Source organism: Pseudomonas sp. PvP089 (genome assembly GCF_017875165.1).
GTDB classification, from domain to species: domain Bacteria; phylum Pseudomonadota; class Gammaproteobacteria; order Pseudomonadales; family Pseudomonadaceae; genus Aquipseudomonas; species Aquipseudomonas fortuita.
Window position 1 is genome coordinate 2,731,144 of record NZ_JAGGME010000001.1, and the last position, 25,931, is coordinate 2,757,074.

Annotated in this window: 29 protein-coding genes and 3 pseudogenes; 14 read left to right on the plus strand and 18 right to left on the minus strand. The window is 59.6% G+C overall.

The features are described 5' to 3' along the window. Positions 1 to 158: 158 nt before the first annotated feature. Positions 159 to 1,493 (minus strand): SidA/IucD/PvdA family monooxygenase, encoded by a 1,335-nt coding sequence (locus J3A71_RS12685; RefSeq protein WP_016487650.1) that lies wholly within the window; start codon positions 1,491 to 1,493, stop codon positions 159 to 161. Positions 1,494 to 1,667: 174 nt separating this feature from the next. Here J3A71_RS12685 and J3A71_RS12690 point away from each other — a divergent pair, with 174 nt between their 5' ends. After that, on the plus strand, positions 1,668 to 2,114 hold the full coding sequence (locus tag J3A71_RS12690; protein ID WP_016487649.1) for a hypothetical protein: 447 nt from the start codon (positions 1,668 to 1,670) through the stop codon (positions 2,112 to 2,114). Between the two features lie 86 nt (positions 2,115 to 2,200). Here J3A71_RS12690 and pbpG read toward each other — a convergent pair whose 3' ends face one another. Continuing rightward, positions 2,201 to 3,127 carry a D-alanyl-D-alanine endopeptidase gene (gene pbpG, locus J3A71_RS12695; protein ID WP_016487648.1) on the minus strand — a complete coding sequence of 309 codons (927 nt, stop codon included), beginning with the start codon at positions 3,125 to 3,127 and terminating at the stop codon, positions 2,201 to 2,203. A gap of 130 nt (positions 3,128 to 3,257) precedes the next feature. After that, positions 3,258 to 3,503 (minus strand): annotated as a pseudogene (locus J3A71_RS12700) (site-specific integrase); the annotation flags it as partial. Between the two features lie 84 nt (positions 3,504 to 3,587). On the opposite strand from J3A71_RS12700, the pseudogene J3A71_RS12705 reads away from it, so the two are divergent. The 3 genes and pseudogenes from J3A71_RS12705 to J3A71_RS31405 form a co-directional block, all read left to right on the plus strand. Then, positions 3,588 to 3,752, plus strand: a pseudogene (locus tag J3A71_RS12705) (DUF2514 family protein); the annotation flags it as partial. 95 nt (positions 3,753 to 3,847) lie between these two features. Then, on the plus strand, positions 3,848 to 4,903 hold the full coding sequence (locus J3A71_RS12710; RefSeq protein WP_023048810.1) for an acyltransferase: 1,056 nt from the start codon (positions 3,848 to 3,850) through the stop codon (positions 4,901 to 4,903). A gap of 140 nt (positions 4,904 to 5,043) precedes the next feature. Continuing rightward, positions 5,044 to 5,265 (plus strand): annotated as a pseudogene (locus J3A71_RS31405) (hypothetical protein); the annotation flags it as partial. 248 nt (positions 5,266 to 5,513) lie between these two features. Here the strand turns inward: J3A71_RS31405 and J3A71_RS12720 are convergent. The 5 genes from J3A71_RS12720 to J3A71_RS12740 form a co-directional block, all read right to left on the minus strand. Continuing rightward, complete coding sequence (locus tag J3A71_RS12720; RefSeq protein ID WP_145914032.1) at positions 5,514 to 6,269, minus strand: hypothetical protein; 756 nt, start codon at positions 6,267 to 6,269, stop codon at positions 5,514 to 5,516. A 328-nt stretch (positions 6,270 to 6,597) separates the two neighbouring features. Beyond that, positions 6,598 to 6,765 carry a hypothetical protein gene (locus tag J3A71_RS12725; protein WP_156343155.1) on the minus strand — a complete coding sequence of 56 codons (168 nt, stop codon included), beginning with the start codon at positions 6,763 to 6,765 and terminating at the stop codon, positions 6,598 to 6,600. A gap of 169 nt (positions 6,766 to 6,934) precedes the next feature. Continuing rightward, positions 6,935 to 7,171, minus strand: a complete 237-nt coding sequence (locus J3A71_RS12730) for a hypothetical protein (RefSeq protein ID WP_016487643.1) — start codon at positions 7,169 to 7,171, stop codon at positions 6,935 to 6,937. Then, positions 7,171 to 7,407, minus strand: coding sequence for a hypothetical protein (locus J3A71_RS12735; RefSeq protein ID WP_016487642.1), 237 nt, complete (start codon positions 7,405 to 7,407; stop codon positions 7,171 to 7,173). The genes J3A71_RS12730 and J3A71_RS12735 overlap by 1 nt, the downstream gene beginning before the upstream one ends. A gap of 187 nt (positions 7,408 to 7,594) precedes the next feature. After that, positions 7,595 to 8,269 (minus strand): polysaccharide lyase family 7 protein, encoded by a 675-nt coding sequence (locus J3A71_RS12740; RefSeq protein WP_096426223.1) that lies wholly within the window; start codon positions 8,267 to 8,269, stop codon positions 7,595 to 7,597. 239 nt (positions 8,270 to 8,508) lie between these two features. Between J3A71_RS12740 and J3A71_RS12745 the strand changes: the two genes are divergently transcribed. Further along, complete coding sequence (locus J3A71_RS12745) at positions 8,509 to 8,832, plus strand: DUF1654 domain-containing protein (protein WP_016487640.1); 324 nt, start codon at positions 8,509 to 8,511, stop codon at positions 8,830 to 8,832. 38 nt (positions 8,833 to 8,870) lie between these two features. Here J3A71_RS12745 and J3A71_RS12750 read toward each other — a convergent pair whose 3' ends face one another. Continuing rightward, a complete protein-coding gene (locus tag J3A71_RS12750) occupies positions 8,871 to 9,695 on the minus strand; it encodes a S24 family peptidase (protein ID WP_016487639.1) in 825 nt (274 codons plus the stop codon). A 163-nt stretch (positions 9,696 to 9,858) separates the two neighbouring features. Here J3A71_RS12750 and J3A71_RS12755 point away from each other — a divergent pair, with 163 nt between their 5' ends. Next, positions 9,859 to 10,191: a chemotaxis protein gene (locus tag J3A71_RS12755; RefSeq protein ID WP_023048806.1), complete on the plus strand. Its 333-nt coding sequence runs from the start codon at positions 9,859 to 9,861 to the stop codon at positions 10,189 to 10,191. A 119-nt stretch (positions 10,192 to 10,310) separates the two neighbouring features. On the opposite strand, the gene J3A71_RS12760 is transcribed toward J3A71_RS12755, so the two are convergent. Next, entirely contained in the window at positions 10,311 to 10,493 is a 183-nt protein-coding gene (locus tag J3A71_RS12760; protein ID WP_016487637.1) for a hypothetical protein, read from the minus strand. A gap of 94 nt (positions 10,494 to 10,587) precedes the next feature. Continuing rightward, positions 10,588 to 10,932: a hypothetical protein gene (locus J3A71_RS12765; protein WP_016487636.1), complete on the minus strand. Its 345-nt coding sequence runs from the start codon at positions 10,930 to 10,932 to the stop codon at positions 10,588 to 10,590. A 162-nt stretch (positions 10,933 to 11,094) separates the two neighbouring features. On the opposite strand from J3A71_RS12765, the gene J3A71_RS12770 reads away from it, so the two are divergent. Continuing rightward, positions 11,095 to 11,916, plus strand: a complete 822-nt coding sequence (locus tag J3A71_RS12770; protein ID WP_016487635.1) for a shikimate 5-dehydrogenase — start codon at positions 11,095 to 11,097, stop codon at positions 11,914 to 11,916. 126 nt (positions 11,917 to 12,042) lie between these two features. On the opposite strand, the gene J3A71_RS12775 is transcribed toward J3A71_RS12770, so the two are convergent. The 3 genes from J3A71_RS12775 to J3A71_RS12785 all read right to left on the minus strand — a co-directional run bounded on the left by J3A71_RS12775 (position 12,043) and on the right by J3A71_RS12785 (position 13,492). Continuing rightward, a complete protein-coding gene (locus J3A71_RS12775; RefSeq protein ID WP_209952948.1) occupies positions 12,043 to 12,285 on the minus strand; it encodes a hypothetical protein in 243 nt (80 codons plus the stop codon). 97 nt (positions 12,286 to 12,382) lie between these two features. Beyond that, positions 12,383 to 12,910 carry a lactoylglutathione lyase gene (gene gloA / locus J3A71_RS12780; RefSeq protein ID WP_023048589.1) on the minus strand — a complete coding sequence of 176 codons (528 nt, stop codon included), beginning with the start codon at positions 12,908 to 12,910 and terminating at the stop codon, positions 12,383 to 12,385. 222 nt (positions 12,911 to 13,132) lie between these two features. Next, positions 13,133 to 13,492: a histone-like nucleoid-structuring protein, MvaT/MvaU family gene (locus J3A71_RS12785; RefSeq protein WP_016487632.1), complete on the minus strand. Its 360-nt coding sequence runs from the start codon at positions 13,490 to 13,492 to the stop codon at positions 13,133 to 13,135. Positions 13,493 to 13,851: 359 nt separating this feature from the next. Here J3A71_RS12785 and J3A71_RS12790 point away from each other — a divergent pair, with 359 nt between their 5' ends. Together J3A71_RS12790 and cobF are read left to right on the plus strand one after the other, a co-directional pair. After that, positions 13,852 to 15,141, plus strand: a complete 1,290-nt coding sequence (locus tag J3A71_RS12790) for an OprD family porin (RefSeq protein ID WP_016487631.1) — start codon at positions 13,852 to 13,854, stop codon at positions 15,139 to 15,141. A gap of 67 nt (positions 15,142 to 15,208) precedes the next feature. Then, a complete protein-coding gene (gene cobF / locus J3A71_RS12795; RefSeq protein ID WP_096426221.1) occupies positions 15,209 to 15,958 on the plus strand; it encodes a precorrin-6A synthase (deacetylating) in 750 nt (249 codons plus the stop codon). Between the two features lie 120 nt (positions 15,959 to 16,078). Here the strand turns inward: cobF and J3A71_RS12800 are convergent, their stop codons facing one another. Beyond that, positions 16,079 to 16,429 (minus strand): response regulator, encoded by a 351-nt coding sequence (locus tag J3A71_RS12800; protein ID WP_016487629.1) that lies wholly within the window; start codon positions 16,427 to 16,429, stop codon positions 16,079 to 16,081. Positions 16,430 to 16,677: 248 nt separating this feature from the next. Between J3A71_RS12800 and J3A71_RS12805 the strand changes: the two genes are divergently transcribed. Genes J3A71_RS12805 through J3A71_RS12825 form a run of 5 tightly spaced genes read left to right on the plus strand, consistent with a single transcriptional unit; the run spans position 16,678 to position 23,177 of the window. Next, a complete protein-coding gene (locus J3A71_RS12805) occupies positions 16,678 to 20,145 on the plus strand; it encodes a response regulator (protein ID WP_096426220.1) in 3,468 nt (1,155 codons plus the stop codon). Beyond that, entirely contained in the window at positions 20,142 to 20,963 is an 822-nt protein-coding gene (locus J3A71_RS12810) for a protein-glutamate O-methyltransferase CheR (protein ID WP_016487627.1), read from the plus strand. The genes J3A71_RS12805 and J3A71_RS12810 overlap by 4 nt, the downstream gene beginning before the upstream one ends. Beyond that, positions 20,960 to 21,535 carry a chemotaxis protein CheB gene (locus J3A71_RS12815; RefSeq protein ID WP_209952950.1) on the plus strand — a complete coding sequence of 192 codons (576 nt, stop codon included), beginning with the start codon at positions 20,960 to 20,962 and terminating at the stop codon, positions 21,533 to 21,535. Before J3A71_RS12810 ends, J3A71_RS12815 begins: the two co-directional genes overlap by 4 nt. Continuing rightward, entirely contained in the window at positions 21,529 to 22,755 is a 1,227-nt protein-coding gene (locus J3A71_RS12820; RefSeq protein ID WP_209952952.1) for a hybrid sensor histidine kinase/response regulator, read from the plus strand. Before J3A71_RS12815 ends, J3A71_RS12820 begins: the two co-directional genes overlap by 7 nt. A gap of 44 nt (positions 22,756 to 22,799) precedes the next feature. Then, on the plus strand, positions 22,800 to 23,177 hold the full coding sequence (locus J3A71_RS12825; protein WP_016487624.1) for a response regulator: 378 nt from the start codon (positions 22,800 to 22,802) through the stop codon (positions 23,175 to 23,177). A gap of 110 nt (positions 23,178 to 23,287) precedes the next feature. Here the strand turns inward: J3A71_RS12825 and J3A71_RS12830 are convergent, their stop codons facing one another. The 3 genes from J3A71_RS12830 to J3A71_RS12840 are packed head-to-tail and all read right to left on the minus strand — an operon-like array spanning position 23,288 to position 25,928. Further along, entirely contained in the window at positions 23,288 to 23,869 is a 582-nt protein-coding gene (locus J3A71_RS12830; protein ID WP_016487623.1) for a TetR/AcrR family transcriptional regulator, read from the minus strand. Between the two features lie 12 nt (positions 23,870 to 23,881). Further along, a complete protein-coding gene (locus J3A71_RS12835; protein WP_060517319.1) occupies positions 23,882 to 24,730 on the minus strand; it encodes a 3-hydroxybutyryl-CoA dehydrogenase in 849 nt (282 codons plus the stop codon). Positions 24,731 to 24,743: 13 nt separating this feature from the next. Then, the gene (locus J3A71_RS12840; protein ID WP_016487621.1) at positions 24,744 to 25,928 is read right to left on the minus strand and encodes an acetyl-CoA C-acyltransferase family protein; all 1,185 of its coding nucleotides are present in this window, start codon (positions 25,926 to 25,928) and stop codon (positions 24,744 to 24,746) included. Between the last annotated feature and the right edge of the window lie 3 nt (positions 25,929 to 25,931).

Sequence of the window (25,931 nt, forward strand, 5' to 3'; positions counted from 1 at the left end):
TGGGTGGTCGAGCGTGTGCCCAACCAAAGAGGGCTGTACTGATAAGGACGAATGAGAATTGAAAACCTGCCGTTTTAAATGCAAGCAAATGTTTCTAAGCGCAAAGCCGGCCTGTGCGCGAGGCGTCAGGCCGGCTTTGAAGGCATGCAGCAGCGGGGTCAGGCGTGGGTCATGGCCACGGCCGGTTGCGGTTTGCCGTGCAACTGCGCCAGGTCCTGGTACAGCGCCCGGCCAATTTCCGCAGCGCGGGCCGGCAGCACCGAGAGCAGGGTGTCGCTCAGGCCGTGGCTGTTCTCGCAGAACCCTTGCAAGTAAACCGACGCCTGCAGGTCGGGGCTTGCCAGTACGCGGTAGTTGCGGTCAACGCTGAAATCGTCCAGGTAACCGGCAAGCGGTGCCAGCAGGTCACGGTGCGAGCGGCGCTCGTAGCCGGTGGCGAGGATCACGGCGTCGTAGCGGTGGGTTTGCTGCTGGCCGGTGGCAAGGTCGCGCAGGGTCAGTTCCAGGCCGTCGCGGGTGGCCACCACGGCTTCGACCTGGCGGCGGCACAGCACGTTGTGACGGTGCTGGTGGGCGACCTTCTGCCGGTACAGGATGCCGTAGATGCGCTCGATCAGGTTAAGGTCGACCACCGAGTAGTTGGTGTTGTGGTATTCGCCCAGCAGTTTGCTGCGCTGGTCGGCCGGTTCGTTGTAGACCAGGTCGGTGTAGTCCGGTGAGAAGATTTCGTTGACGAACGGGCTGTCGTCGGCGGGTTTGAGGGCCGACCCACGCAGGATCATGTCGACCTTGACCGACGGGTAGCTGTCGTTCAGATCAATGAACGCCTCGGCGGCGCTTTGCCCCGACCCGATCACCGCGATGCGCATGGGTTTGCCGGCGGTGCACGGCAGCTTGTTGAGGCTGCTCAGGTATTGGGAGTGATGGAAAACCCGCGGGTCGTCCTTGAAGGCACCAAACTTTTCCGGGATTTTTGGTGTGCCGCCGCTGCCGACCACCACCGAGCGGGTGCGGCGGCTGTATTCGCGGCCTTGGGCGTCGCGCGAGACCAGGCGCAGGTGCTCGACCCGGCCGGCATTCACCTCTGGTTCGATGCGCAGCACTTCCTGGCCATATACCGCCTGGGTGGCGAAATGGTCGGCGGCCCAGCGCAGGTAGTCGTTGTACTCCAGGCGGCAGGGGTAGAAGGTGCCGAGGTTGATGAAGTCGGCCAGGCGCTGCTTCTGGTGCAGGTAGTTGACGAAGCTGTAGGGGCTGGTGGGGTTGCGCAACGACACCAGGTCCTTGAGGAACGAAATCTGCAGCTCGCTCTGGGTGGCAAGGGTTTCGCCGTGCCAGCGGTAGTCCTGCTGCTTGTCGATGAACAGCGCGTCGAGGGCATGGCCCTGGGACTCGGCGAGTTCTTCCAGGGCAATGGCCAAGGCCAGGTTGGAAGGGCCGAAGCCCACGCCGATCAGATCTTTGATGGTTTCCTGCTGTGAGGACTGGCTCATGGCTGCGATTCCCTGAATGGTCGAAATTGGACGCCCGCCGGCGCTCCGGCTCCTGCGCAAGTACATGTGTTGGAACGAGCCAGTCGCGGGGGAATTTAAGCGGGCTAAAGAACTGCCAGGGATGGCCGATAGGGTGGTTACGGCAAGGACCTATCTTTCAGCCAGGGAATCGAGATGAGCGCAATTACGGCTAGCAACCTCATGATCAATGGCGTTTCAGCGCAGACGCTGAGCGCCAACGCAGCCAACGAACGCGAACAGGCAAAGCAGGCCGGTGAGGCGCTGGGCCCCTTGAGCATCAGTAGCGACAGCATGAAAGTTTCAGCGGGTAGCCAGGCGCAACCTGCGGACAGTGAAGACAGTGGTGAGTCAGAGGCCGTATCCGAGCTGCGTCAGCTGATCAAGGATCTGCAGAAGCAACTGGTCGAGGAGCAGAAGCAGTTGGCTGCGCTGCAGAACAGCAAGATGGATGAAGCGGCCAAGGCCGCTGCGGTGGGCGCCAAGCAGGCAAGCATTGCCACTATCAACGGCCAGATCATGGCAGCCACGGCACAGCTGCTGGAGCTGTTGCAGCAAGAGGGTGGCAGCAGCTCGGGCGGGATGGTCAGCGCCACGGCCTGACTGCCTGGTGCAACGCCTGCAGGAGCGGCCTTGCGTCGCGATGGGCCGCTCCTGCACAGGTTCTGTGCAGCCCCAGGGGCATGCGGTTATTCGGCCGCTACACGCCCCTTGTTCTGCCGCTCGGTCTTGTACTGCATGGCCACTGCCGGTGCCGGCTTGGCGGCCCCGGTCTCCAGCCACTGACGCATGCGGCTGGCATCGGCAAAGTGGGTGTACTTGCCGAAGGCGTCGAGGATGACCATGGCCACCGGACGGTTATCCATGCGGGTCAGCAGCACCAGGCAGTGCCCTGCTTCGTTGGTGAAGCCGGTCTTGGTCAGCTTGATGTCCCAGTTGCTCTTGTTCACCAGGTGGTCGGTGTTACGGAAGCCCAGGGTGTAGTTGGGCTTGCGGAAGGCCACAGTCTTCTCACGCGTGGTCGACAGCTCGCTCAGCATCGGGTATTTGCGCGAGGCCATCAGCAGTTTGGCCAGGTCGCGTGCGGTGGACACGTTCTGCGTCGACAAGCCGGTCGGCTCAACGTAGCGGGTATGCGCCATGCCCAGGCTGCGGGCCTTGGCATTCATCGCCTTGATGAACGCCGGGTAGCCGCCGGGGTAGGCGTTGGCCAGGCTGTTGGCCGCACGGTTTTCCGACGACATGAGGGTGATCAGCAGGGTCTCGCGGCGATCGAGTTGGCTGCCCAGGCGTACGCGGGAATACACGCCTTTCATTTCCGGGTTGTTGGCAATGGTCATGGTGAGCATTTCATCCATGGGCAGCTTGGCATCCAGTACCACCATCGCCGTCATCAGCTTGGTGACCGAGGCGATCGGCACCACGCGGTCGGCGTGGCTCGAATACAACTCCTGGTTGGTATTCAGGTCGATCAGCAAGGCGCTGCCTGAAGCCAGATGCAACTTGGACGGATCTCGTTGGGCTTGGGCCGGGGGTTGTGCAGCAGCAGTCGACGGAAGGGTCGCGGTACCTGTGAGCAACAGCAGCAGGCTGAGGATGGACAGGGATTTTTTCACGTTGAGGCTCACTAAAAGTTGGTATGTCGTTGGCTGTGCAAGGGTTTTCCCCCTAAAACCGATGCATTCTGGAGTATGGCTGAATTGCTGTCGAATGCCTTATGACTAAAGGGCGCAAGGTGAACGAAATTTAATCCTGCGCCGATGCTGTACCCATTACGTTCTTTTCCAGTTTCGCCAGTTCCGCCCAATCGTTGGCAGAATTCAACCACTTAGCGTAGGTCGAGAGAAGCACCTGCACCGAGTGCCCAAGCTGCCCAGCAATAAACGCTGGATTCATCCCCGACATGAGGCACATCGTGGCATATGTGTGCCGGCAATTGTACTGAGGCCTGTGCCTGAGCCCCTTTGCCTCTAGCGCCTGGTTGAAGTGCCTGCCGCCGGTTTCGGGCACGGTGATGTGTGGTGATGAGCCAGAAGGCTGGAAGATGAATGGCGACTTCGTCGAGACGCGAATATCGCCGCTGTCGCCCGAGGCGAGGTAGCCACCCGCGCCGCCATTGTGCTCTCCGAGCTGCTCTCACGGGCTGATGAACGAGCGGGAGAGTTGGCGCAGGCTTATGACCGGGCACGCATAGCCGGTCATCAGTGCGAAGCGTCCTATGACGCACTCGGGCGAAAATAACCATCTGAGACTTCAGCCTCTCAAGATATTGAGAAATGCGACGTACCTGGCGATAATGGCGAATTAATCTCATACACTTGCAATGGACTGCGCGCGTGGAAAAATTCTACGGAATACAATATTTGAGAGGCATTGCAGCTGGGCTGGTTATCATCTACCATTCCATGGTGATGATTGCTGTAGCACCATACTTCGATAACCCGGTGGGTGATTTTGGTGTAGATATATTCTTTGTTATATCCGGGTTCGTAATGTGGGTAACCACAGAGGGTAAGAATAAAGGTATAAGAGAGTTTTGGGTTTCGCGGATATTGAGAGTGGCGCCGTTATACTGGGTGTTCACCTGTGTGCTTGTCGCTGCCGCGCTATTAATGCCAAGCTTGTTTTTCAACTCCCGCGCAGTCGATCCAGTATTCCTGCTTAAGTCACTGTTTTTCATTCCCGCCCTAAACCCAGATGTGGGTGATGTCACGCCTGTATACACCATTGGGTGGACCCTCACATATGAGATGTTCTTTTACGCGATATTCGGTCTCTCCTTAGCATTGCAAAACCTAAGAATGAGACTTCTGTTCTTGGCTGCAGTTATAGTTGCACTTGCTATTGTTGGGTCTGCTTTGGCTCCAGAAGGGCCATTGGGCAAAACCTACACAAGCCCGATCATCATTGAATTTCTGCTTGGCGTCTTGCTAGGGGTCACCAGGCAGCGCTGGGTGGGTATCGGTTTTTTGCCGACAAGTCTATTGGTTGGGGCTAGTAGTGTGGCGCTGGTATTAGCTGATTTCACCCTATTCACTCGGCCTTTAGTATATGGCGTCCCGGCGTTTTTCTTAGTCGCAGGATTTATCTCGATTGAGAAGTACATTCGGTCAAATATCAATAGGGTCGCTCTGTTGTTTGGGGAGGCATCTTATTCACTGTATTTGTCGCATCCAATTTCTCAACGAATCTGGTATGTGCTATTTGTAACGACGTTTGGGCAGATAACCAGCCTTGCGATGGCAGTCTGGTACGCGGTAGGCGCTGTGACTGCTGGGCTGCTAGGTGGAATTGTATGCTACCTTCTTGTAGAGAAATATCTGCTGACGCTGGCAAAAATTATTTCACGCTCGTCCCTTAAGGCCGGCACGGCTATTGAAGTGCAGCGCTAGCGTGATCACACCATTAGGCTGCTTGCTGGTTTTTTCTTTGAAGCAGCCTAATCTTGGCTCTGGAGGTTTCACGCTTGAATGGGCTTCAACGTTGGTTACTGACCAAACCTTTCCATATCATTCCTGCTTGGAGCTTAGGCATGGATGAGCGGACTTTCATCGGGATGGTTGAGGCCGGCGAGCCGCTGATTCAGAAGGCGATCGACGCCATGCGCTGTTACCACCAGACGCAGGATCATGGCGCGCCTGCAGAGGAGATCGAGCGCCTGCGCCTGCTGGCTGAGTCGCTCTTCCAGGCGGTCTCCGATTACAAGCTCCACGTCGTGGCCAAGGCCCGGGGCAAGGATCTGCCGCCGCTCCACTCAGCTGGCTTTATCAACTCAGCTCCCTGTTTGCGTACATTCCTCACGACTGAGCCCAACCGATACCACTCGAACCCGTCGGATAGCCCCTCGTCCAAAGTTGAGGGTTATTTGCTCGGCATGTGTGTTCGATGTAGTCAGGTTAGGCACGCTCTAGCAAGACTGGGAAAAGTACGCCGGATGTCGACCATGCTGTTGGAAATATTGGCTGTAAAGACCCCACCCTACGGAGGGGTGGGGCTCTACCTTTACGATAAATACAGCTTTTTAGCTGAGGCGCGCAGTTCTGGTGAGGCGGATTTAAGATATTTCTCCAAATTGAGAGGTCGTTTTGCTTCGCGCTCTTTCTGAATCTGTTCAATAATGGCGTTGCGATATTCTTGTGGGATTCCGATCAACTTAAGAGATTGATCGATTTGGAGATTGCTTGGGATGTTGCTGTAGTCAAGCAGGGACGTCTGTGCGTAATAGGCAATAGCATTTGTTGCTATATCTGAGATGCCTGAGCTTTCGAAATTGTAGGTCCACAGGCAATAGTCAATGCGTACGGGAACGTATGTTTCTTCGATGCCTTTATCTGGATCTGCTGCATGTCCATCGAGTGCGATTAAATAGAGCTTTTTGTTGCTTGATGCACCTGATGAGTTACCAATTAATGTGTCTAGTGCAGTACCTATCAAGCCGGTTAAGGCATCGCGCCATTTAGCTTCCGGACTATGTAATAGACTGTCGACAGCATTCTTGATGCCTGCCGACGGTCCAGAAGATGACATTACATGAGTCCCCTCGTCCTGCATAATGTAGAGGCCTGGAGGGATCTGGGTGGGCGATCCAGACTTAGCGTCAGACTTAGATTTGGCAATGTCGTCTTCAACGAGTCGTTTTATTTCTGAAAGTTTTGTTTGAGCGAGTACATCTAACATCTGCAAAGAAGCTTTCACTTCTTTAGCTTTTTCGTCAGCGTGATTCTCTAAAGCCCTAATAGCGTTTTGAACAATTCCCACTGTTAGCTCCTTGCTTACGTTATCCCTGGGGAGAGCTCTTGAAAAAAATCAAGAATCAAAATATCTAGCACAAAACTGGAAATCTGCCAGCTGCAGCCCGAAAGCACTTTCGAAAAATGTGGGCTAAGGGTCCTAACCTTGTGCTTGGAACGTAGCCGCCTGGTGACGAGAGGGGCTGGAAGGCCCGTAAATACGGGCCTCCGTAACTTTCTAGAACCCGCCAAAATCCAAAAAACACCTCTGGAGTATGGCTGAATTGCTGTCGAATGCCTTATGACTAAAGGGCGCAAGTTGAACGAAATTTATCCTGCGCCGCGTGAAAGGCGTATCAGGATGCGATCAGATAGGCCGCCAGGCCCTTGGCAATTCGCCACGGCTTCCAGATTGAAAGGTGATCGAACAGTCGGCTGTAGTTGCCCGCCAGCCCTGCAACCGCAAGGTAGACAAACCACTTTCGCAGCACCCTGGAGAACTTTCTTTTGATGAGTCGCAACAATCGGCACACCTTGAACCATGGCCCTGTCGCAAAAACGAAAAAGCCCAACATGGTGTTGGGCCTCAGCGCCACTCCTCAACGCAGGAATGACAGGAGGGGGAAATTTACGGCACGGCCATATGATACCGCAAGCCTTTTAGAGCCCCTGTTTCATGGGCGGGGCTGCTCTCTAGCCTTCGGGAAGCGTAATGCCGCACACGAACTCACTCGAGCCAAGGCGATGTGAACCGTACTCCACAACATAACCAGCGCCGAGGCGCGCTGCCTCCACCTGGGCTGTCTTCTGGTCGGCATAGACGTCGACAAAATGCCATGGATGCTTGTCCCGAAGCACACCCCAGCCGAGCACCCAGCCCTCCTTGTCGGGGTCTGGAGGCAGGTTTTTCGCCAGGCTGCGTATAACCATCAATCTGCTCGCAATATGGGGAACTGCTCTGCGGGATTGCGTGACTCGGCGTTCATCAACCCGCACGCAGTCGCAGCCTCGGATTTGTTGATATAGCCGCGCTTGAGTCGTTGTTTCTCCTGGTTGTCATAGATATCGAAGCCGCCCGAAGCGGTCGCGGCGTAGAACCGGTTGCCGATGCGGAAGGATTCACCTTCCACTGGCACAGCAGGAACGATAACGAATCTTGGTTGCATGTTTCGCGCCTCCCCAGGCAGAGAGGTAATTATTAGTCTGAGAGCGGGCAGGCAACAATATGACTCATCGAGACTAATCACTGGCGTGGCGTGTCACGCGCGTCAACCATGCGCTTTTGGTCAGTTGGCATCCCGATGCAATCTGTGATGGGGCGGGGCATCGGGATGCTTTGCCGGCTAATGTCGCTCAGCGATGAATCAGCGAGAGTTCGCTGATGATGCAGACCGAGCCGTCGTCGGCCGGTGTTGCGTCGGTATAGTCAACCTGGTTGTAGATGCCGCCGTGGAACTCGAACAGCTGCGAAGACCAGGTGCTGTCGAGCTGTAGATCGCCGGACGTGCCGGATACCCCGTAGCATTTGGCTGTTACATTGACCACGCCTGCAGACGTGGTGTGGAGGCTCACGTCGAACCTGCCCCCCAGCGGCACACCTTTGAGTACTGTCGAGTTTACCGGGTCGGTCTGGTTGTAGGTCCGCCGAAACCCCAGGGTAATGTTGCCTTTGTTCCAGAACACCTTCACCGGCGGGCTGTCATCCCCGCGCACGTGCATCTGGGCGATCACCACCTTTTGCGCCGCGTTGACCTTGGTCAGCGTCATGGTCTGGCGATTCCAGTGGTCCTGGGCGCTTCCCAGTGTCCAGTCTTCTGTTTCTGTCCATTCGCAGCGGGTCCTGTGGGTACTTTTGCTCGAAGCGCCCTTGGTGGGGGCTGAAAGCTGGATTGACCCATCGCTGAGGACCTTCACCACACTCGGGAACCGGGCGATCGCTTCAGCACCGCTGAGTTCGAGTGCTACAGGGTTGCTTGGGGAGACCGCCACCGGGGTGGCGATGGTGAGATCGTTGATGTCTACGGTCATGGTAACTCCTGACGAAAAGGGCCTGAATGACGAAGCGTTCCAGCAGCTTTGCGGTGGCTGGCGCAACGAAATTAGCCTTGGGCTAAATTCAAGTCAATAGCCATTGGCTAAATAAATTTCGCTATAGGCAAAATTGCCTGGAGGCGAAATTTTCCGGTTGCAGGGGTTTACGGTGGATTTGGCGGTGAGATAAGCTTTCCCTGAATACTGTACAAACATACAGATATCAGGATGAGAATATGTTCAAGCACGTGAACGCAGCCCCCCGGCAGTGCCAGGGAATGACCGGAGTAGAGCGGCTTAGCCTGCGGGTGTCGTCGATGATCAACCACCCGCTGGCGCAGACGCAGCGCTGGGTGGTTGTGCACCGGCTGGATACCGACGGTGATGCGGAATGGGACGAGGTGATGGGCCTGCTGCTGGAGACGCCCGAGTTGAACCTTACCTTCAACGATGACCAGAGCGTGACGGTGCGCTGGGCGCGCACCAGCGTGCAAGCACGTGACGACTTCAGCGTCGAGCAGTACAACGAGGAGGTGATGGAGGAGGCGCCGCCATTTTGAGCCTCAGCAAACGCCCGCCTTAAGAGGCGGGCTTCGTTTTACACAAGGTGGGCATTCCACACCAGTAGGACCCTGGCCTGGATGTAGGTCTCTTCTCGGCGGATCATGCGGTCCTTGTGCCGCGAATTGTCGGAGATCATCTCGAAATGGTCCTCATCAGCAATCTGCAGTCGCTTGATGTAAATATGGTCGCCCCAGGAGAAAAAGTAGATGCCATCGCCGACGAACTCGCGGATGCTGACATCGACGATCAGCGGGTCGCGGTGCTTGATGGTCGGCTCCATCGACTGGCCCCAGCCCGTTACCATCTTCAGGTGATGGTGCTCCGTGAACGTCACACCCAGTTCGCGCAGATGGCTGGGGCTGACGCGGACGTCTGTGAACATCTCGGGGTAGTCGTGAGGGATCTGGCCACCGCCCATGGCAGCCCGCACATCGTAGTGAGCAATCCACACTTCGTCGCCGACCAAGCCAGGGCGAACACGGTCAGCCTTTAGCAGCGTGGCATTCTGCGGTTCTTCTGCAGCGGCCAGCAACCTTTGGCGGGTTTCTTCAGGGATGCCTCTGCCGCTTCTGGCAAGCATCTGCTTGACCAGGTCGGCTGCCGAAAGTTTACCGTCGCCGGCTTCGACCGAAGGCTGCCCAGGGTCGCCTGCCGACAGTGCGTCGAACCAACCCCGAGGCAAACCTTCGATGCCCTCGATTCGGCGGGCCACGTCATCGCCCAGGTTTTTCACGGTCTTGTCGGAAAGGATCTGGCTGAGGTGTGCAGGCGCCATCCCCCAGCGTTCTGCGCAGGATCCCTTTCTCTGGCTGCCGATGAGCTTGACCAGGTTGTGCTTGCGAATGTCGTAGATGTCCATAGGGCGAAGCATGCCAGTGTTTAGCTTGCTGCTAAATGTTCGCATAGCTAAATTTCTCTTGTGGCAAAGTTAGCTGTAGGCTAAATTAAATTCACCAGCAAGGGAAGCCAGCGAGACATTTTTCTCCGGGGCTCATGGCATCATCATCTGTAATGAGGTTCACATGGATCCGACCGACTTCGGCCCGGGCACAGTCACTTGGCTGAGCGGCACGGGCACTGTGTTACTGGGTGCAGGTCTGTGGCTGCGCAAGTGGTTATCCAGGGATGCAACCGAGCGTGCGATGGACAGTGCAGATATTGCAGTCATCCGCCGACTGACCGACCTGCTGGACATTGAGCGCGATGCCCGCAGAGAGGCAGAGGCCAAAGCCGACCAGTTCGCCAGGGAACGCAACGAGCTGGTGATAAGCGTCGGCCGGCTACAGGGCAAAGTCCTGGCACTGACCAGCCAGTTGGCTATGGCTACAAAAAACACTGGCCCGAAAAAATTGTAGGAGCGAGCTTGCTCGCGATGCGCCCCCCACACAGTAACGGCCAGGCGTTTCGGCAAAAAAAAGCCCGCCAGATCGGCGGGCCATAAAGGGCGTAGGGAGCAACGCACAACAAATTCGGGTCAGGCGACCAGGGTGCCTGGTTGCAACTGTTCAACCAGGGCCTGCGCCGCAGCAAGGGTCGGCATCGGGCCGCTTACGGCTTCGCCGTTGCGCACCAGGTACCAGCATGCCAGCCGGCCCTGTTCACGCAGTGAAGTGGGAACGGCGCTGCCGACAACGGACATGATCTGGATAGTGGCCATGTGGACCTCCTGTGAAACATGGCCCTACCATACGCAGCAGCCTGGGCACTTTGAAATCAACTTCCTCGATAGTGGTCATTAGTTCTATCAACCATTACCAGCGTGGCGGTCCGTAATACACCGGTGGCGGGCCGTAGTAGGTGCGGTAGCCCGGGGGCGGTGGTGCCGGTGCGTAGTACGGCTGGTAGTACACCGGTTGCGGCGGCGGTTGCACGTACACCGGCGGCGGCCCGTAATAGACCGGCTGGCGTTCAACGTACACAGTACGGTCACGCCCGCCATAAACCGTTGCCCCGACCACGGCGCCGACCACTGCCGCACCCAGGACCGGGCCCGGTCCATACCAGCCACCGCCGCCATGGCCACCGTGAGCAGCAGCGGGCCCGCTGATGGCCAAGGCACCGACCAGCAGGGCGATTCCGGGAATGTGACGGATCATGGAGCACCTCGCAGAGAAAGCCCACGTTCGGGGGGCCTTGATAATATGACTCCAGTCTCTGTCAGCTGAGCACAGGGGAACGGTAAAGGTTGTGTAAGGGACGACCAGTGGTCGCCTCTGTTACGCTGCACAAACGTTTCAGTTCTGACACAGGAGCAGGTTATGTCGACAACTCCCAGCAGGGATACCGTGCTGTGCATCTCCTTGGCCGGCCGCCCCGGCACCTTTGGCGTGCGTTTTCACAACCACCTGTACCAGCAGCTGGGCCTGGACTTTTACTACAAGGCCATGCGTACCGATGACCTGCCGGCGGCGGTGGCGGGTATCCGCGCCTTGGGTATCCGCGGCTGCGGCGTGTCCATGCCGTACAAGGAGGCCTGTATGGCGCTGGTCGATGAAATCGACCCGTCGGCGGCGGCCATCGAGTCGGTCAATACCTTGGTCAATACCGGTGGCCACCTGAAGGCCTACAACACCGATTACCTGGCCGTGCGCCAGTTGCTGGCGCAGCATCAGGTCGATCCGGGCACCGCCTTTGCCCTGCGTGGCAGTGGTGGCATGGCCAAGGCCGTGGCCAGTGCCCTGCGTGATGCAGGCTTTGCCGAAGGCATCATCGTTGCGCGCAACGAGCAGGCCGGTCGGCAACTGGCAGATGTGTGTGGTTATCGCTGGCTGGCTGAGTTGGGCGACATCTGCCCGCCGATGCTGGTGAACGTGACGCCGATCGGTATGGCTGGCGGGCCGGAGGCAGAGGTGCTGGCGTTTTCTGAGCATGCCATAGCGGCGGCCGAGCGGGTGTTCGATGTGGTGGCGATGCCGGCGCAGACGCCGTTGATTCGCCGGGCGCAGGCGTTGGGCAAGCCGGTGATTACCGGGCTGGAGGTCATTGCGCTGCAAGCGCTGGAGCAGTTTGTGCTGTACACGGGTATCAGGCCGACGCGGGCGCAGGTGGATGCCGCAGTGGCTTACGCCCGGGAGGGCTAGTTACTCCTGTGCTGGCCCCTTCGCGGCTAAAGCCGCTCCCACAGGTACAGCAAAGCATCTGAAATCTGTGGATTACCTGTGGGAGCGGCTTTAGCCGCGAAGGGGCCAGTACAAACCTTGGAAGGGTCAGAACAGCTTGTGCCCGTCATCCAGCTGCTGGTCGACCAGTGCGCGGCCGTGGGCCAGCGACACATGCTGCGCGTTCTCCAGGTCGGAGACAAACTTCATCGGCATCGACATGCGCTTGCTGGTGTGCCCGTCGGGCGCGGTAATCAGGCAGCCGGCGGCGTAGGGCAGGGGGGAGTCGGGGTGGGGCATCACGCTGGCGGTGATGGTGTGCTCGCGGTATTCACAGTGAAGAGATTGCATCGTCCTTACCTCGCTGTGGCATGTGAAGCCGTTACCTTCATATACCACAGCAAGGGGCCGGGAGTTCCCGGCCCGACGAGCGAACAGCGATGAATGCTTAGCCTTTGAGCTCGGTCGGCTGGATCACTTCTACCCAGTAACCGTCCGGGTCCTTGACGAAGGCCAGGTGGTTCATGCGCCCGTCCTGCAGGCGTTTCTGGAACGGCACATCCAGTGCTTCAAAGCGCGCACAGGCGGCGCGCACGTCCGGCACCGAAATGCAGATGTGGCCAAACCCGCGCGGGTCGGTATTGCCGTTGTGGTAGGCAAACTCAGCATCGTTTTCGGTGCCGTGGTTGTGGGTCAGCTCCAGTACGCCAGGGATCGACTTCATCCACTGGTGGCGTGCAGCGTCATCAGCGGGAATCTGCGCCGGGTCGACCAGGGCAAGGAAGTACAGGCTGAAGGCGGCTTCAGGGAAGTCACGCTTGTCCACCACGCGGAAACCCAGTACCCGGGTGTAGAAGTCCAGCGACTTCTCGATATCCTTGACGCGCAACATGGTGTGGTTGAAGACGAAGTGGGCGGTAGCGGCATCCGGTTGGGCGGTGACGCCAGGCAGGGTGTGCAGATCGTGCAGGCTCATGGGAACTCCTGAGACGGGGCCGGGCGCAGGGCACCGGCAAAACAGACAGGCTGGCCATGATACGGAAGTGCGCCGATTGCGCAAATGAAAGCGCCCTGCACGGGGCAGGGCGCTGGAATTAGAGGCCCGCATGTGCGGGCGCGTGGGGTCGCTAGTCCTTTAGCTGTCTCGATATTGAGCCAGCCCTTGTGAAAAAAGTGTGAAGTGTGCGTTGACGTTTCATCAGCGTACCCAACTTTCCACCGTGGCGCCCCCATACTGTTCTTTCCAGGCCTTGAGGCCGCGGTGGTTGCCGCCCTTGGTCTCGATCCGCTCGCCGGTGTGCGGGTTTTGATAAACCTTTACCACGCGTGGGCGGCGCTGTTGCTTGGGCGCTGGGCCGCTAGTCTTGGCTACCGCCTTGGGATCGAGGATGGCGATGATATCGCGCAGGCTCTTGTCATAGCTTTTCATCAGGCCGACTAGTTTCTGCTCGAATTCGATTTCGCGTTTGAGGCCGGCATCCTTTTTCAATGCCTCCAGTTGCGCCATCTGCTCCTGGAGCGCTTTTTCGGCAGCACGAAACTCTGCAAGTCTGGACACTGTAATCACTCCTGTACGTCGGTCGTGGCAGGGCGTGACGAACATTAAAACTACATAAAACGCCAGCCACGCAGGTGGGGTCTGCTGTTCGCTGATAGTGAGTGTAGACATTCATCGGGACTGGGTAAACAGCAAACTTTTGTAAGTAAGGCGGGAACTTTCCTAGTTTTGCGCGCGCTATTTCACGGTTTTTTTGCCGTTCCCCAGCGGTTCGTCTAGACCATGGTCCAATGGCGCGCGCCAGCGCCGTTGCGCGATCATTTCAGATGATGGCCGTTGATTGTTCGGCCTTGTCGCAGTGCCGTGGCCAGTTCGTGCCGCAGTGTGTATCCCGCCTTTGATTCTGGATGTGTCTTCGCATGTTTGCCCCTTTCCCCCTCGCCCCTGGGCGCCGTGTTGCCGGCCTGTTCCTCTTGTGTGCCGGCGTCAACGCCCAGGCCACCGGATTTCTTGAAGACAGCAGTGCCAAGGTCGAAGCACGCAATGTTTATTTCAACCGGGATTTTCGTGATGGCCAAAGCGGTTCCAGCCAAGGCGCTTCCAAGCGGGAAGAATGGGCGCAAGGTTTCATCCTTAATGTGCAGTCGGGTTATACCCAAGGGCCGGTCGGTTTTGGCGTAGATGCGCTGGGCATGTTCGGCTTCAAACTGGACTCGAGTCCGGCAGACAGTAACAGTGGCCTGCTTCCTTCTTCCGGTCATGACCCGCGGCACTCGGTTGACCAATATGCAAAGATGGGGCTGGCGGCCAAGGTCAAGGTGTCCAAGAGCGTGCTCAAATACGGCTCGATGATGCCTGATGTGCCATTGCTCAAATACAACGACGGCCGCTTGCTGCCCACCCTGTTCCATGGCGCCATGCTCACTTCTGAAGAAGTGCGCGACTTGAAGTTCACCCTGGCCCGCCTGGACAAATACACCGCGCGGGATTCCACTGACCGCCAGGACATCCGCGTGCACTGCAAGAACAAGCGCTATGCCTGCGATATCGAAGCTGACCACTTTGACCTGGCCGGTGTCGACTACCGCTTCAACGAGCGAATCAGCGCCCAGTACCAGGTGGCCAAGCTGGAAAATATTTACCGCCAGCACTTCCTCGGCCTGGTGGCCAGCCAGCCGTTGGCGTTGGGCAGCCTGTCGGCCGACCTGCGCCTGATCAAGAGTGATGACATTGGCAATGCCCGCGCCGGTGCAATCGACCATCGCGCCTTCAGCGGCATGCTCGGCTACAGCCTGGGTGGCCACAAGATCAGTGCCGGCTGGCAGCGGATGTATGGCGACAGCGCCATGCCGTACCTGGATGGCAGCAACCCGTATCTGGTCAACTATGCTCAGGTCAACGATTTCGCCGCCGCTCAGGAGCGTTCCTGGCAGGTGCGTTATGACTATGACTTCAAGGCGCTGGGTGTGCCCGGCCTGACCTTCTTCACCCGCTACATCAATGGCGACAATATCAAGGTGCCGGGCAGCAGGGCCGAAGGCAAGGAATGGGAACGCGACACCGAGTTCAAGTACCAGGTGCAAAGTGGCACTTTCAAGGATGTCAGCGTGCGCCTGCGTAATTCCACTTACCGTAGCAATTATGAAAAGTGGGCGCGTGACATGGATGAAACACGGGTGATTGTCAGCTACAACTTCTCGGTTTTCTAAGCGGGCGTTTTGCCAAATACCGGTAGCCGCCTGACAATGGCGGCTGGTTCCCGCAAAGGGCAAAGCAATGAAAGACCTGTTGTTGATCGGGATCGGTGCGGGTGACCCGCGCCAGGTCACTTATGAAGCAGTCGATGCACTGCGCCGCGCCTGCGTGTTTTTCGTGCTCGACAAGGGCAGCGACAAGGATGAGCTGGTACGCCTGCGCAAGGCCATTGTGCAGCGCTACCGCCCCGAGGGTGGCTATCGCCTGGTGCAGGTCGCCGACCCCCTGCGCGATGGCCAGGCAGATGACTACCTGGGTGCGGTGCAGGACTGGCACCGGCAGCGTGCTGCGCTGTATGCCCAACTGATCGAGCAGGAGATTGGCGACGGCGAAACCGGCGCCTTTCTGCTGTGGGGCGAGCCGACCCTTTACGACAGTACCCTGCGGATTCTCGATCTGGTCCGCGAGCGCGGCGTGGCGCTGCGCTTGCAGATCATTCCAGGCATCAGCAGTGTACAGGCGCTGGCGGCGCGTCATCAGGTGCCCCTCAACCGCATCGGCGAGCCGCTGACCGTGCTGCCAGGGCGGCGCCTGGCCGCGCATGGGCCTATCGACAACGTGGTGGTGATGCTCGACGGGCAGTGCGCGTTTGCTCAGCTCGATGATCCGGGGTTGGTGATCTACTGGGGCGCTTGCCTGGGTACCGAGGATGAAGTGCTGATTGCCGGGCCGTTGCAGGAGGTGAAGGCGCGGATACTGGAAGTGCGTGAACAGGAGAGGCGGCGTAAGGGGTGGATCATGGATACTTATTTGTTGCGCAGGGAGCTGTGAGTTGTGTGCCCTGTGCCGGCCTCTTCGCGGGTCAACCCGCTCCCACAGGACCGTCACAGCGTTCGAAACCATGCGGTCTTTGTGCGAGTGGGCAAGCCCGCGAAGCAGGCTACACCGATTTCACGGGTGACCCAGAATGGCCACCACCTTGTCCCGCAACTGGTCGATGCTGAACGGCTTGCCGATCAGGTGCATGCCCTCGGGCACATTGATGCTGTCGGCATAACCACTGGCGAACAGCACGGGCAGCAGTGGCCGCAACTCGCGCGCTTTGCCTGCCAGCACATCGCCACGCATGTCCGGCAAACCCACATCGGTCATCATCAGTTCCAGCGGCTGGCTTGGGTTTGCGAGCACCTGCAGGGCGGCTTCGCCGTCTTCAGCCTCAATGACCGTGTAGCCCAACTCGTCGAGCACTTCGACCATCAGCATGCGTACGATGTCGTCGTCTTCGACTACAAGAAGATGCATGGTTCGGATCCTGTACAAATGAATGTCTTTTATCTGTGCGCCAAGTGACAACAGAAGTTCCCGAGGATACCGATCCCTGCAATCAGATGGAACGATTGGCGCACACCGCCTTCAAATACTGGCTAAATGCCCTGCCAGACCCGTCAAAGCTGGTTAGACTCGCTTATCAGGACGGCGCAGTGGCAGATAACAACAACGGTTGATCCGCCACTCTTTCCAATGGACTTTTTTTGCTCGGGCGTTTTCTCATGATTCAAGCAGCCTCGATAGACCAGCGAAGCTTTCGCAAGCTGTTGAGCCGCAACATCGGCCTCCCCCTGGGGGTGGGCCTGCTGGGGGCCGTAGCCTTCGTTGCGGTGATCAACTACCTGCTTTCGGCCATGCAGTGGGTCGAACACACCGATCGGGTCATCGGCAATGCCAACGAAGCGGTCAAGCTGTCGATCGACATGGAAACCGGCATGCGCGGTTTCCTGATCACCGGTGACGAGCGTTTCCTTGACCCCTACGAGGTGGCCAAGCCACGTATTCTCGGCAGCCTGCAAAGCCTGCGGGGCATGGTGGAGGACAACCCGCAGCAGGTCGACCGTATCGACCGGTTGATTGCTTTGCAGCAGGCCTGGAACGACTTCGGCAACGAGATGATTAACCTGCGCCGTAGCCAGGGCGATTACCAGGCCTCGATCGGCAACGGCCGGGGCAAGCGCATCACCGATGAAATCCGCAAGGAATTCGATGGCCTGATCAGCACCGAACAGCAACTGCGCATGGCCCGTAACGAAAAGGTCAGCTCTGTCACTGTGACGGCGATCTCGGCCTTCGTGCTGTTCATCGTCGGCCTCAGCGCCTTGCTGGCTTACCTGGGTCGTCGAGACCTGGTGGCGCTGTCGACCAGCTATGATGAGAACCTTCAGGCCCAGCAACGCTCGGCTCAGCGCCTGGAGCAGCAGGCCTGGTTGCGCAACGGCCAGACCCAGCTGGCTCAGCAGGTGCTCGGGCAACTGACCTTGCCCATGCTTGGTGACAACATCCTGCGCTTCTTTGCTTCTTATCTGGGCAGTGTAGTGGGCGCCGTGTATGTGCGCGATGAGCATGGCCGCCTGGTCCGGGTGGCCTGTTATGGCCTGGGCGCCGAAGAGCAGGCGCGCGAGCAGATCAGGCTGGACCACGACGGCCTGTTGGCTCAGGCCGTGCGTGAAGGCCGCCTGTTGCGCCTGGACAACCTGCCGGAAGACTTCTATCGCCTCAGTTCCGGCCTGGGCAGCGGCTTGCCGCGCAGTGCGCTGCTGATGCCGGCCACCGAGGACGGTCAGATCAACGGGGTGATCGAGCTGGGCTTCCTGCGCCCCCTGCAGGAGCGCGATGAAGAGCTGCTGGAACGGGTCGGCGGCAACCTGGGCATGTCGATCGAGAGTGCCCGTTATCGTCAGCGGCTGCAGGAAGTGCTGGCCGAAACCCAGCAGCTGAATGAAGAGCTGCAGGTGCAGCAGGAAGAGCTCAAGACTGCCAACGAAGAGCTCGAAGAGCAGTCACGGGTGCTCAAGGAGTCCCAGGCCCACCTGGAGACCCAACAGGCTGAGCTTGAGCAGACCAACGAGCAGTTGTCGGAACGCACCGATGCGCTGGACCGCAAGAACGAAGAGCTGGGCCGGGCACAGCTGGAGCTGCAGGCCCGCGCCGACGACTTGCAGCGATCGAGCAAGTACAAGTCCGAATTCCTCGCCAACATGTCCCATGAGCTGCGCACGCCGCTCAACAGCTCGTTGATCCTGGCCAAACTGCTGGCAGAAAACGGTGAGGGCAACCTCAGCGAGGAGCAAGTCAAGTTCGCCGAATCCATCTACTCGGCAGGCAACGACCTGCTCAACCTGATCAACGACATTCTCGACATTGCCAAGGTTGAGGCCGGCAAGCTTGAAGTGCGCCCCGAGACCACCCAGGTCGAGCGCCTGGCCGAAGGCTTGCGCGGCATGTTCCAGCCGCTTGCCGGCCACAAAGGCCTGGCCTTCGACGTCAAGCTCGAGCCGCAGGTGCCGGCCACGCTGTTCACGGATCGTCAGCGCCTGGAGCAGATCCTCAAGAATCTGCTGTCCAACGCCATCAAGTTCACTGAGCGTGGCCAGGTCAGCATGAACGTCAGCTACCAGCCTGGCAGCGGTATTGTGTTCGCCGTGCGTGACAGCGGTATCGGTATTGCTGCCGATCAGCACCAGGCGATCTTTGGCGCCTTCCACCAGGTCGATGGCACCAGCAACCGCCGCTATGGTGGCACTGGCCTGGGTCTGTCGATCTCCCGGGACCTGGCGCATCTGCTCGGTGGCCAGATCAATGTCGAGAGCAGCCCAGGCCAAGGCAGTGTGTTCAGCCTGATTTTGCCGGAACGCTATGCCGCCGATGCCGAAGACATCGAGCCGCAAAGCCTGCGCCCCGCCGTCGACGCGTTGCCGCCAGCACCGCAAGTGCCTGTGGCCGCTGCCGCCATGCGCCTGGTACCGACCTTTGCCGACGACCGCGAGCATGCCCCCTTCGATTCCCGTTGCATTCTGGTGATCGAAGACGAGCCAAACTTTGCCCGCATTCTGTTCGACCTTGCGCACGAACTGGGCTACAGCTGCCTGGTGGCCCATGGCGCCGACGAAGGCTTCGAGCTGGCGGCCCAATACATACCGGATGCGATCTTGCTGGACATGCGCCTGCCCGACCACTCGGGGTTGACCGTGCTGCAGCGGCTCAAGGAGCAGGCCGGCACCCGCCATATCCCGGTGCACATCATTTCGGTGGAAGACCGCGTCGAGGCAGCCATGCACATGGGGGCGGTGGGGTATGCGGTAAAACCCACCAGTCGTGAGGAGCTCAAGGAAGTCTTCGCGCGCCTGGAAGCCAAGCTGACGCAAAAGCTCAAGCATATCCTGCTGGTGGAGGACGACGACCTGCAGCGCGAGAGCATCGCCCGGCTGATTGGCGACGACGACGTCGAGATCACTGCCGTGGCCATGGCTCAGGATGCCTTGGCGCTGTTGCGCGAGAACATCTACGACTGCATGATCATCGACCTCAAGCTGCCGGACATGCTCGGCAACGAGCTGCTCAAGCGCATGACCGCCGAGGATATCCGTTCCTTCCCGCCGGTGATCGTGTACACCGGGCGCAACCTGACCCGCGAAGAAGAAGCCGATCTACTCAAGTACTCGCGGTCGATCATCATCAAGGGCGCGCGTTCGCCGGAGCGCCTGCTCGATGAAGTGACGTTGTTCCTGCACAAGGTAGAATCGCAGCTGTCCAACGAACGCCAGCGCATGCTCAAGACCGCCCGCAGCCGCGACAAGGTGTTCGAGGGGCGCAAGGTGCTGCTGGTGGACGACGATGTGCGTAATATCTTTGCCCTGACCAGTGCCCTGGAGCACAAGGGCGCCATCGTCGAGATTGGCCGTAACGGCCGCGAGGCCATCGAGCGCCTGGAGCAGCATGATGACATCGACCTGGTGCTGATGGACGTGATGATGCCTGAAATGGACGGCTTCGAGGCCACCCGGTTGATCCGCCAGCAAGCGCGCTGGCGCAAACTGCCGATCATCGCCGTGACCGCCAAGGCCATGAAGGATGACCAGCAGCGTTGCCTGCAGGCCGGCGCCAATGATTACCTGGCCAAACCGATTGACCTGGACCGTTTGTTCTCGTTGATTCGTGTATGGCTGCCGCAACTGGAGCGAATTTGACTAGCGAACGTAACACCGACATCGAAATCCGCTTGCTGATCGAGGCCATCTATCTCAAGTACAGCTACGATTTCCGCAACTATTCCGGCGCCTCGATCAAGCGCCGGATCCTGCATGCGCTGCGCCAGTTTGATTGCCTCACGGTGTCGGCGCTGCAGGAGCGCGTGCTGCACGACCCCGGCATGTTCATGCAGTTGCTGCAGTACCTGACGATCCCCGTCAGCGAGATGTTCCGCGACCCTGACCACTTCCTTGCCGTGCGCAACGAAGTGGTGCCGCTGCTGCGTACCTGGCCTTCGATCAAGGTATGGATCGCGGGCTGCAGCACGGGGGAGGAGGTGTATTCCATGGCCATCCTGTTGCGTGAGGAAGGGCTGCTTGAGCGCACCATCATCTACGCCACCGACATCAACCCGCATTCGCTAGACAGGGCCAAGCAGGGGATCTACTCGATGCAAAGCATGCGCGAGTACGAAGAAAACTACCGGCTGGCCGGCGGCCGTCGTGACTTTAGCGAGTACTACACAGCGGCCTATGGCAACGCCATCATGGACAGCAGCCTGCGCGATAACGTGACCTTCGCCGACCACAGCCTGGCCACCGACAGCGTGTTCTCCGAGACCCAACTGGTGTCGTGCCGCAATGTGCTGATCTACTTCAACAAAGAGCTGCAGGACCGCGCCCTCGGGCTGTTCCATGAGTCGCTCTGCCATCGGGGTTTCCTGGTGCTGGGCAGCAAGGAGTCGGTGGATTTTTCGGCCTACAGCGATCGTTTCGAGCCGCTGGTCAAGCCCGAACGGATCTTCCGTAAATCATGAACGGCGTACGCGCAGTGGTGATCGGCGCCTCGGCGGGCGGTGTGGCGGCATTGTTCGAGGTGCTTGGCGCGCTGCCGCCAGCGTTCGCCATACCTGTGCTTTGCGTGCTGCACCTGCCGGACGACCGCCACAGCCAACTGGCCGAAGTGCTGCAGCGTCGCTTGCATCGCCCGGTATGCGAGGCCGCTGACAAGGCGCAGATCAGCAGCGGGCGGATCTACGTGGCGGGGCCGGGTTACCACCTGTCGGTGGAGCACGACCTCACGCTGTCGCTGAGCCAGGAAGACCCCGTGCATTTCTCCCGTCCAGCGATCGATTTCCTGTTCATCTCGGCGGCCGATGCCTATGGCGAGGGCCTGCTTGGCGTGCTGCTCACCGGTGCCAACGAAGACGGCGCCAGAGGGCTTTCCTATATCAAGAACAACGGGGGCCGCACGATCGTCCAGGACCCTCGCGACGCACAGGTCTCCCTGATGCCGGAGGCCGCCCTGGTCCTGCATCAGCCCGACCATATCCTTACTCTGAGTGGTATCGGGCAGCTGCTCGCGACCTTGGAATACAGCGCATGCTAAGCCACACCATCGCCAAACTGCTGATCGTCGACGACCTGCCGGAAAACCTTCTGGCGCTCGATGCCCTTATCCAGGGCGAAGACCGCGAAGTGCACCAGGCCCAGTCTGCCGAAGCTGCGTTGTCGTTGCTGCTTGAGCACGAGTTCGCGCTGGCCATCCTCGATGTGCAGATGCCGGGCATGAACGGTTTCGAATTTGCCGAGCTGATGCGCGGCACCGACAAGACCAAGAATATCCCGATCGTTTTCGTCAGCGCGGCGGGCCGCGAGATGAATTATGCCTTCAAAGGCTACGAGAGCGGGGCCGTGGACTTTCTGCACAAACCGCTCGACACCCTGGCAGTGAAAAGCAAAGTCTCGGTGTTTGTTGACCTGTTCCGCCAGCGCAAGGTGCTTGGCCGGCAATTGGAAGCCCTGGAGCACAGCCGCCAGGAGCAGGAACTGCTGCTCAGCCAGTTACAGGTGGCGCGAGGTGAGCTTGAGCATGCAGTGCGCATGCGTGACGACTTCATGTCGATCGTCTCACATGAGGTGCGCACACCGCTCAATGGCCTGATCCTGGAAACCCAGTTGCGCAAGATGCACCTGGCGCGGGGCAACCTGGAAGCCTTCAGCGCCGACAAGCTGCAAGCCATGGTCGAACGCGACGAGCGGCAGATCAACAGCCTGATCCGGTTGGTCGAGGACATGCTTGATGTGTCACGCATCCGCACCGGTAAATTGTCGCTACGCCCCAGGCTGTTCGATCTCGGTCAACTGGTGCGTGGGTTGGTGGAAAACTTCACCGCGCAAGCCATGGCGCTGGACACCCACATCGAACTGCAGCGCTGTGAAGCATTGAAGGGTGAGTGGGACGAATTCCGGATTGAACAAGTAGTGGCCAACCTGTTGTCCAATGCAATGCGTTACGGCGAGCGCAAGCCGGTGGAGGTACGGGTGTTCGAGCAAGCGGGGATGGCCTGGGTGCAGGTTCAGGATCACGGCATTGGGATAAGCGCGGCCAACCAGCAGCGCATTTTCCAGCAGTTCGAACGGGTCGCTGCCCTGCAAGCCAGCGGGGGCTTGGGGCTGGGGTTGTACATATCCGAGCAGATCGTGCAAGCGCATGGTGGACGGATTCACGTTGAAAGCGAGGAAGGCAAGGGCGCCACATTCACCCTGCAATTGCCGCTGGCAACATTCAAAGAACAAAACGACCAGGCGCGGGCAACCTCTGCGTAAGCTTGGGGTCTGATGGCCAACTGTAAGAATTTCAAGGCGTTAACATGAGTGAAGATGCACAAGATGTGGTGTTGGTCGTCGAGGACGAACCGGCGATTCGCATGATTTTGCGCGATTACCTGGCGGGTGAGGGGTACCACGTGCTGGTTGCCGAAGATGGCGAGCAGGCGTTTGCGATCCTGGCCAGCAAACCGCACCTGGACCTGATGGTGACGGACTTCCGTTTGCCGGGTGGTATCTCCGGCGTGGAGATTGCCGAGCCCGCGGTGAAATTGCGACCAGACCTGAAGGTGATCTTCATCAGTGGCTACCCGGCCGAGATCCTCGAGTCTGGCAGCCCGATCACCCGCAAGGCACCGATCCTGGCCAAGCCGTTTGACCTGGATACCCTGCACGAGCAGATCCAGAGACTTTTGCGTTAAAGCGGGTGGCCCAAATCGTCGGCAAGCCAGCGCCCACAGGTACGCTACAGATCTCAAGGCCTGTGCAGTCCTTGTGGGCGCTGGCTTGCCGGCGATAGCGCCAGTACAGGCTATCGCAGGGTCCGCTCTATACCGCCTGCCAACATGCTCTCCATCAGCCCCAGCCCCTGTTCCTCGGGCAATGCCTTCAACATCCCCGGCAACTGGTTCAGCAGCGTCGCCACCACATGCGCCGTCGCCACCAAGGCTTGCCCCTGCAACGTTGCCTGTGGCGCGATCAACCTCAGCAACCCCGCCTCGTAACGTTTGCGCAACAAGGCCAGGCGCGCCTGCTGGTCATCGCTCAAACAGCACAAGTCGCGCTCCGCCAGCCGAAACTGCATCGGCCGCTCGGCATGCAATTGCCAGTGCGCTGCAATCAGGCAGCCCAGTGCCGAGGCCCCGCGCGCCATGGCTCGACGCCCCTGATCCAGAGTGGCCTGCAGTTCTTCGTACAACTCCTCGATCAAGTCGTACAACAGGTCCTGCTTGCTGGGAAAGTGATGGTACAGCGAGCCCGCAGTCAGCCCCACATGGGCCGCCAGTTCGCGCATGCTGACCTGGCCAAAGCCCTTTTCGGCAAACAGCGCCATGGCCCGGTCACGTCGCTCTTCAAAATTGGCACAGCGCATTGCGGCATTGACCGGAGGCATGGCGACTCGTCCTCAGTAGGTGAAGAAACCGCGACCGCTCTTGCGCCCCAGCCAGCCGGCCGCGACCATTTCCTTCAGCAGCGGGGCAGGGCGGTATTTGCTGTCGTTGAAGCCCTCATGGAAGGCTTCCATGATCGCCAGCAGGGTATCCAGGCCGATCAGGTCGGCCAGTGCCAGCGGGCCGATTGGCTGGTTGCAGCCCAGGCGCATGCCGGTGTCGATGTCCTCGGCACTGGCCAGGCCTTCCTGGCGCACGAAGATGGCCTCGTTGATCATTGGCACCAGAATGCGGTTGACCACAAAGCCTGGGCGGTTGCCCGCGGTGATCGGGGTCTTGCCGACCTTTTCGGTCACCACCAGCGCCTGGGCGTAGGTGCTGTCGCTGGTCTGCAGGCCGCGAATGATCTCCACCAGCGCCATCATTGGTACCGGGTTGAAGAAGTGCACACCAATGAAGCGCTCGGGGTGCTCGATGCTGGCGGCCAGCTGAGTCACCGACAGCGACGAAGTGTTGGTGGCGATGAGGCAGTCGGCAGCGACGTTGGCGGCCACTTGCTGCAGGATGCGCTGCTTGAGCTGCAGGCTTTCGGTGGCGGCCTCGATCACCAGCTGCGCGCCGCTGAGCTGGGCGTAGTCGGTGCTGGTGCGGATGCGCGTTTTCGCCGCCGCGGCCTTGTCCGCATCCAGGGTGCCTTTGCTGACCTGGCGTTCGAGGTTTTTGCTCAAGGTGGCCACGCCGCGCTCCAGCGCCGCGTCGGAAACATCCACCAGCAGCACCTGGTAGCCGGCGACGGCGCACACCTGGGCAATGCCGTTGCCCATGGTGCCGGCGCCGATCACGGCGATCTGTTCAATGCTCATGTGTCAGGCTCTCTCAGACGCGCTCGAAGACTACGGCGATGCCTTGGCCGCCACCGATGCACATGGTCGCCAGGGCGTAGCGGCCCTGGATGCGCTGCAGCTCATGGATGGCCTTGGTGGCGATGATCGCGCCAGTGGCACCCACCGGGTGGCCCAGGGAAATGCCCGAACCATTGGGGTTGACCTTCTCCGGGTCGAAGCCCAGTTCGCGGGCCACGGCGCAGGCTTGGGCGGCGAAGGCTTCGTTGGACTCGATCACGTCCAGGTCCTGTAGCTTCAGGCCGGTCTTTTCCAGCACCTTGCGGGTGGCCGGGATCGGGCCCAGGCCCATCAGTTCGGGCTCGACACCGGCGTGGGCATAGCCCACCAGACGCGCCAGCGGCTTCAGGCCCAGGCGACGCACGGCGTCACCGCTGGCCAGCACCAGGCCGGCTGCGCCATCGTTGATGCCGCTGGCGTTGCCGGCAGTCACGGTGCCGTCCTTCTTGAACACGGTCTTCATGCCGGCCAGTTGCTCGGCGGTGACGTCGCCCCGTACGTGCTCGTCCACGGCGAACTGTACGGTGCCTTTGCGGGTTTTCAGCTCCACCGGGACGATCTGGCTGTCGAAACGGCCTTCGGCGATGGCGCGGGCGGCGCGGCGCTGGCTGGTCAGGGCCAGCTCATCCTGCATCTCGCGGGTAATGCCGTGTTTGGCGGCGACGTTTTCTGCGGTGATGCCCATGTGGAAGTGTTCGAAGGGGTCCTGCAGCACGCCTACGGTGTAGTCGATGCCTTGCAGGTCGCCCATGCGCGCGCCCCAGCGTGCCTGCGGCAGCAGGTACGGGCCACGGCTCATGGATTCGGCACCGGCGGCCACGGCTACATCGGCATCGCCGAGCAGCAGGCACTGGGTGGCAGAGACGATGGCCTGCAGGCCCGAGCCACACAGTCGGTTGACGTTGAAGGCAGGGGTTTCCTTGGGAATGCCGGCGTTCATTGCGGCAACCCGCGACAGGTAGGCATCGCGCGGTTCGGTGGGGATCACGGTGCCCATGACCACATGGCCAACCTGCTCGGCGGCCACGCCCGAGCGCTCGATGGCGGCGCGGGTAATGGTAGTGGCCAGGTCGGCCAGGGGCAGGTCCTTGAGCGAGCCTCCAAAACCACCGATGGCGGAACGCACGGCACTGACGACATAGATTTCTGGGCTGCTCATAGA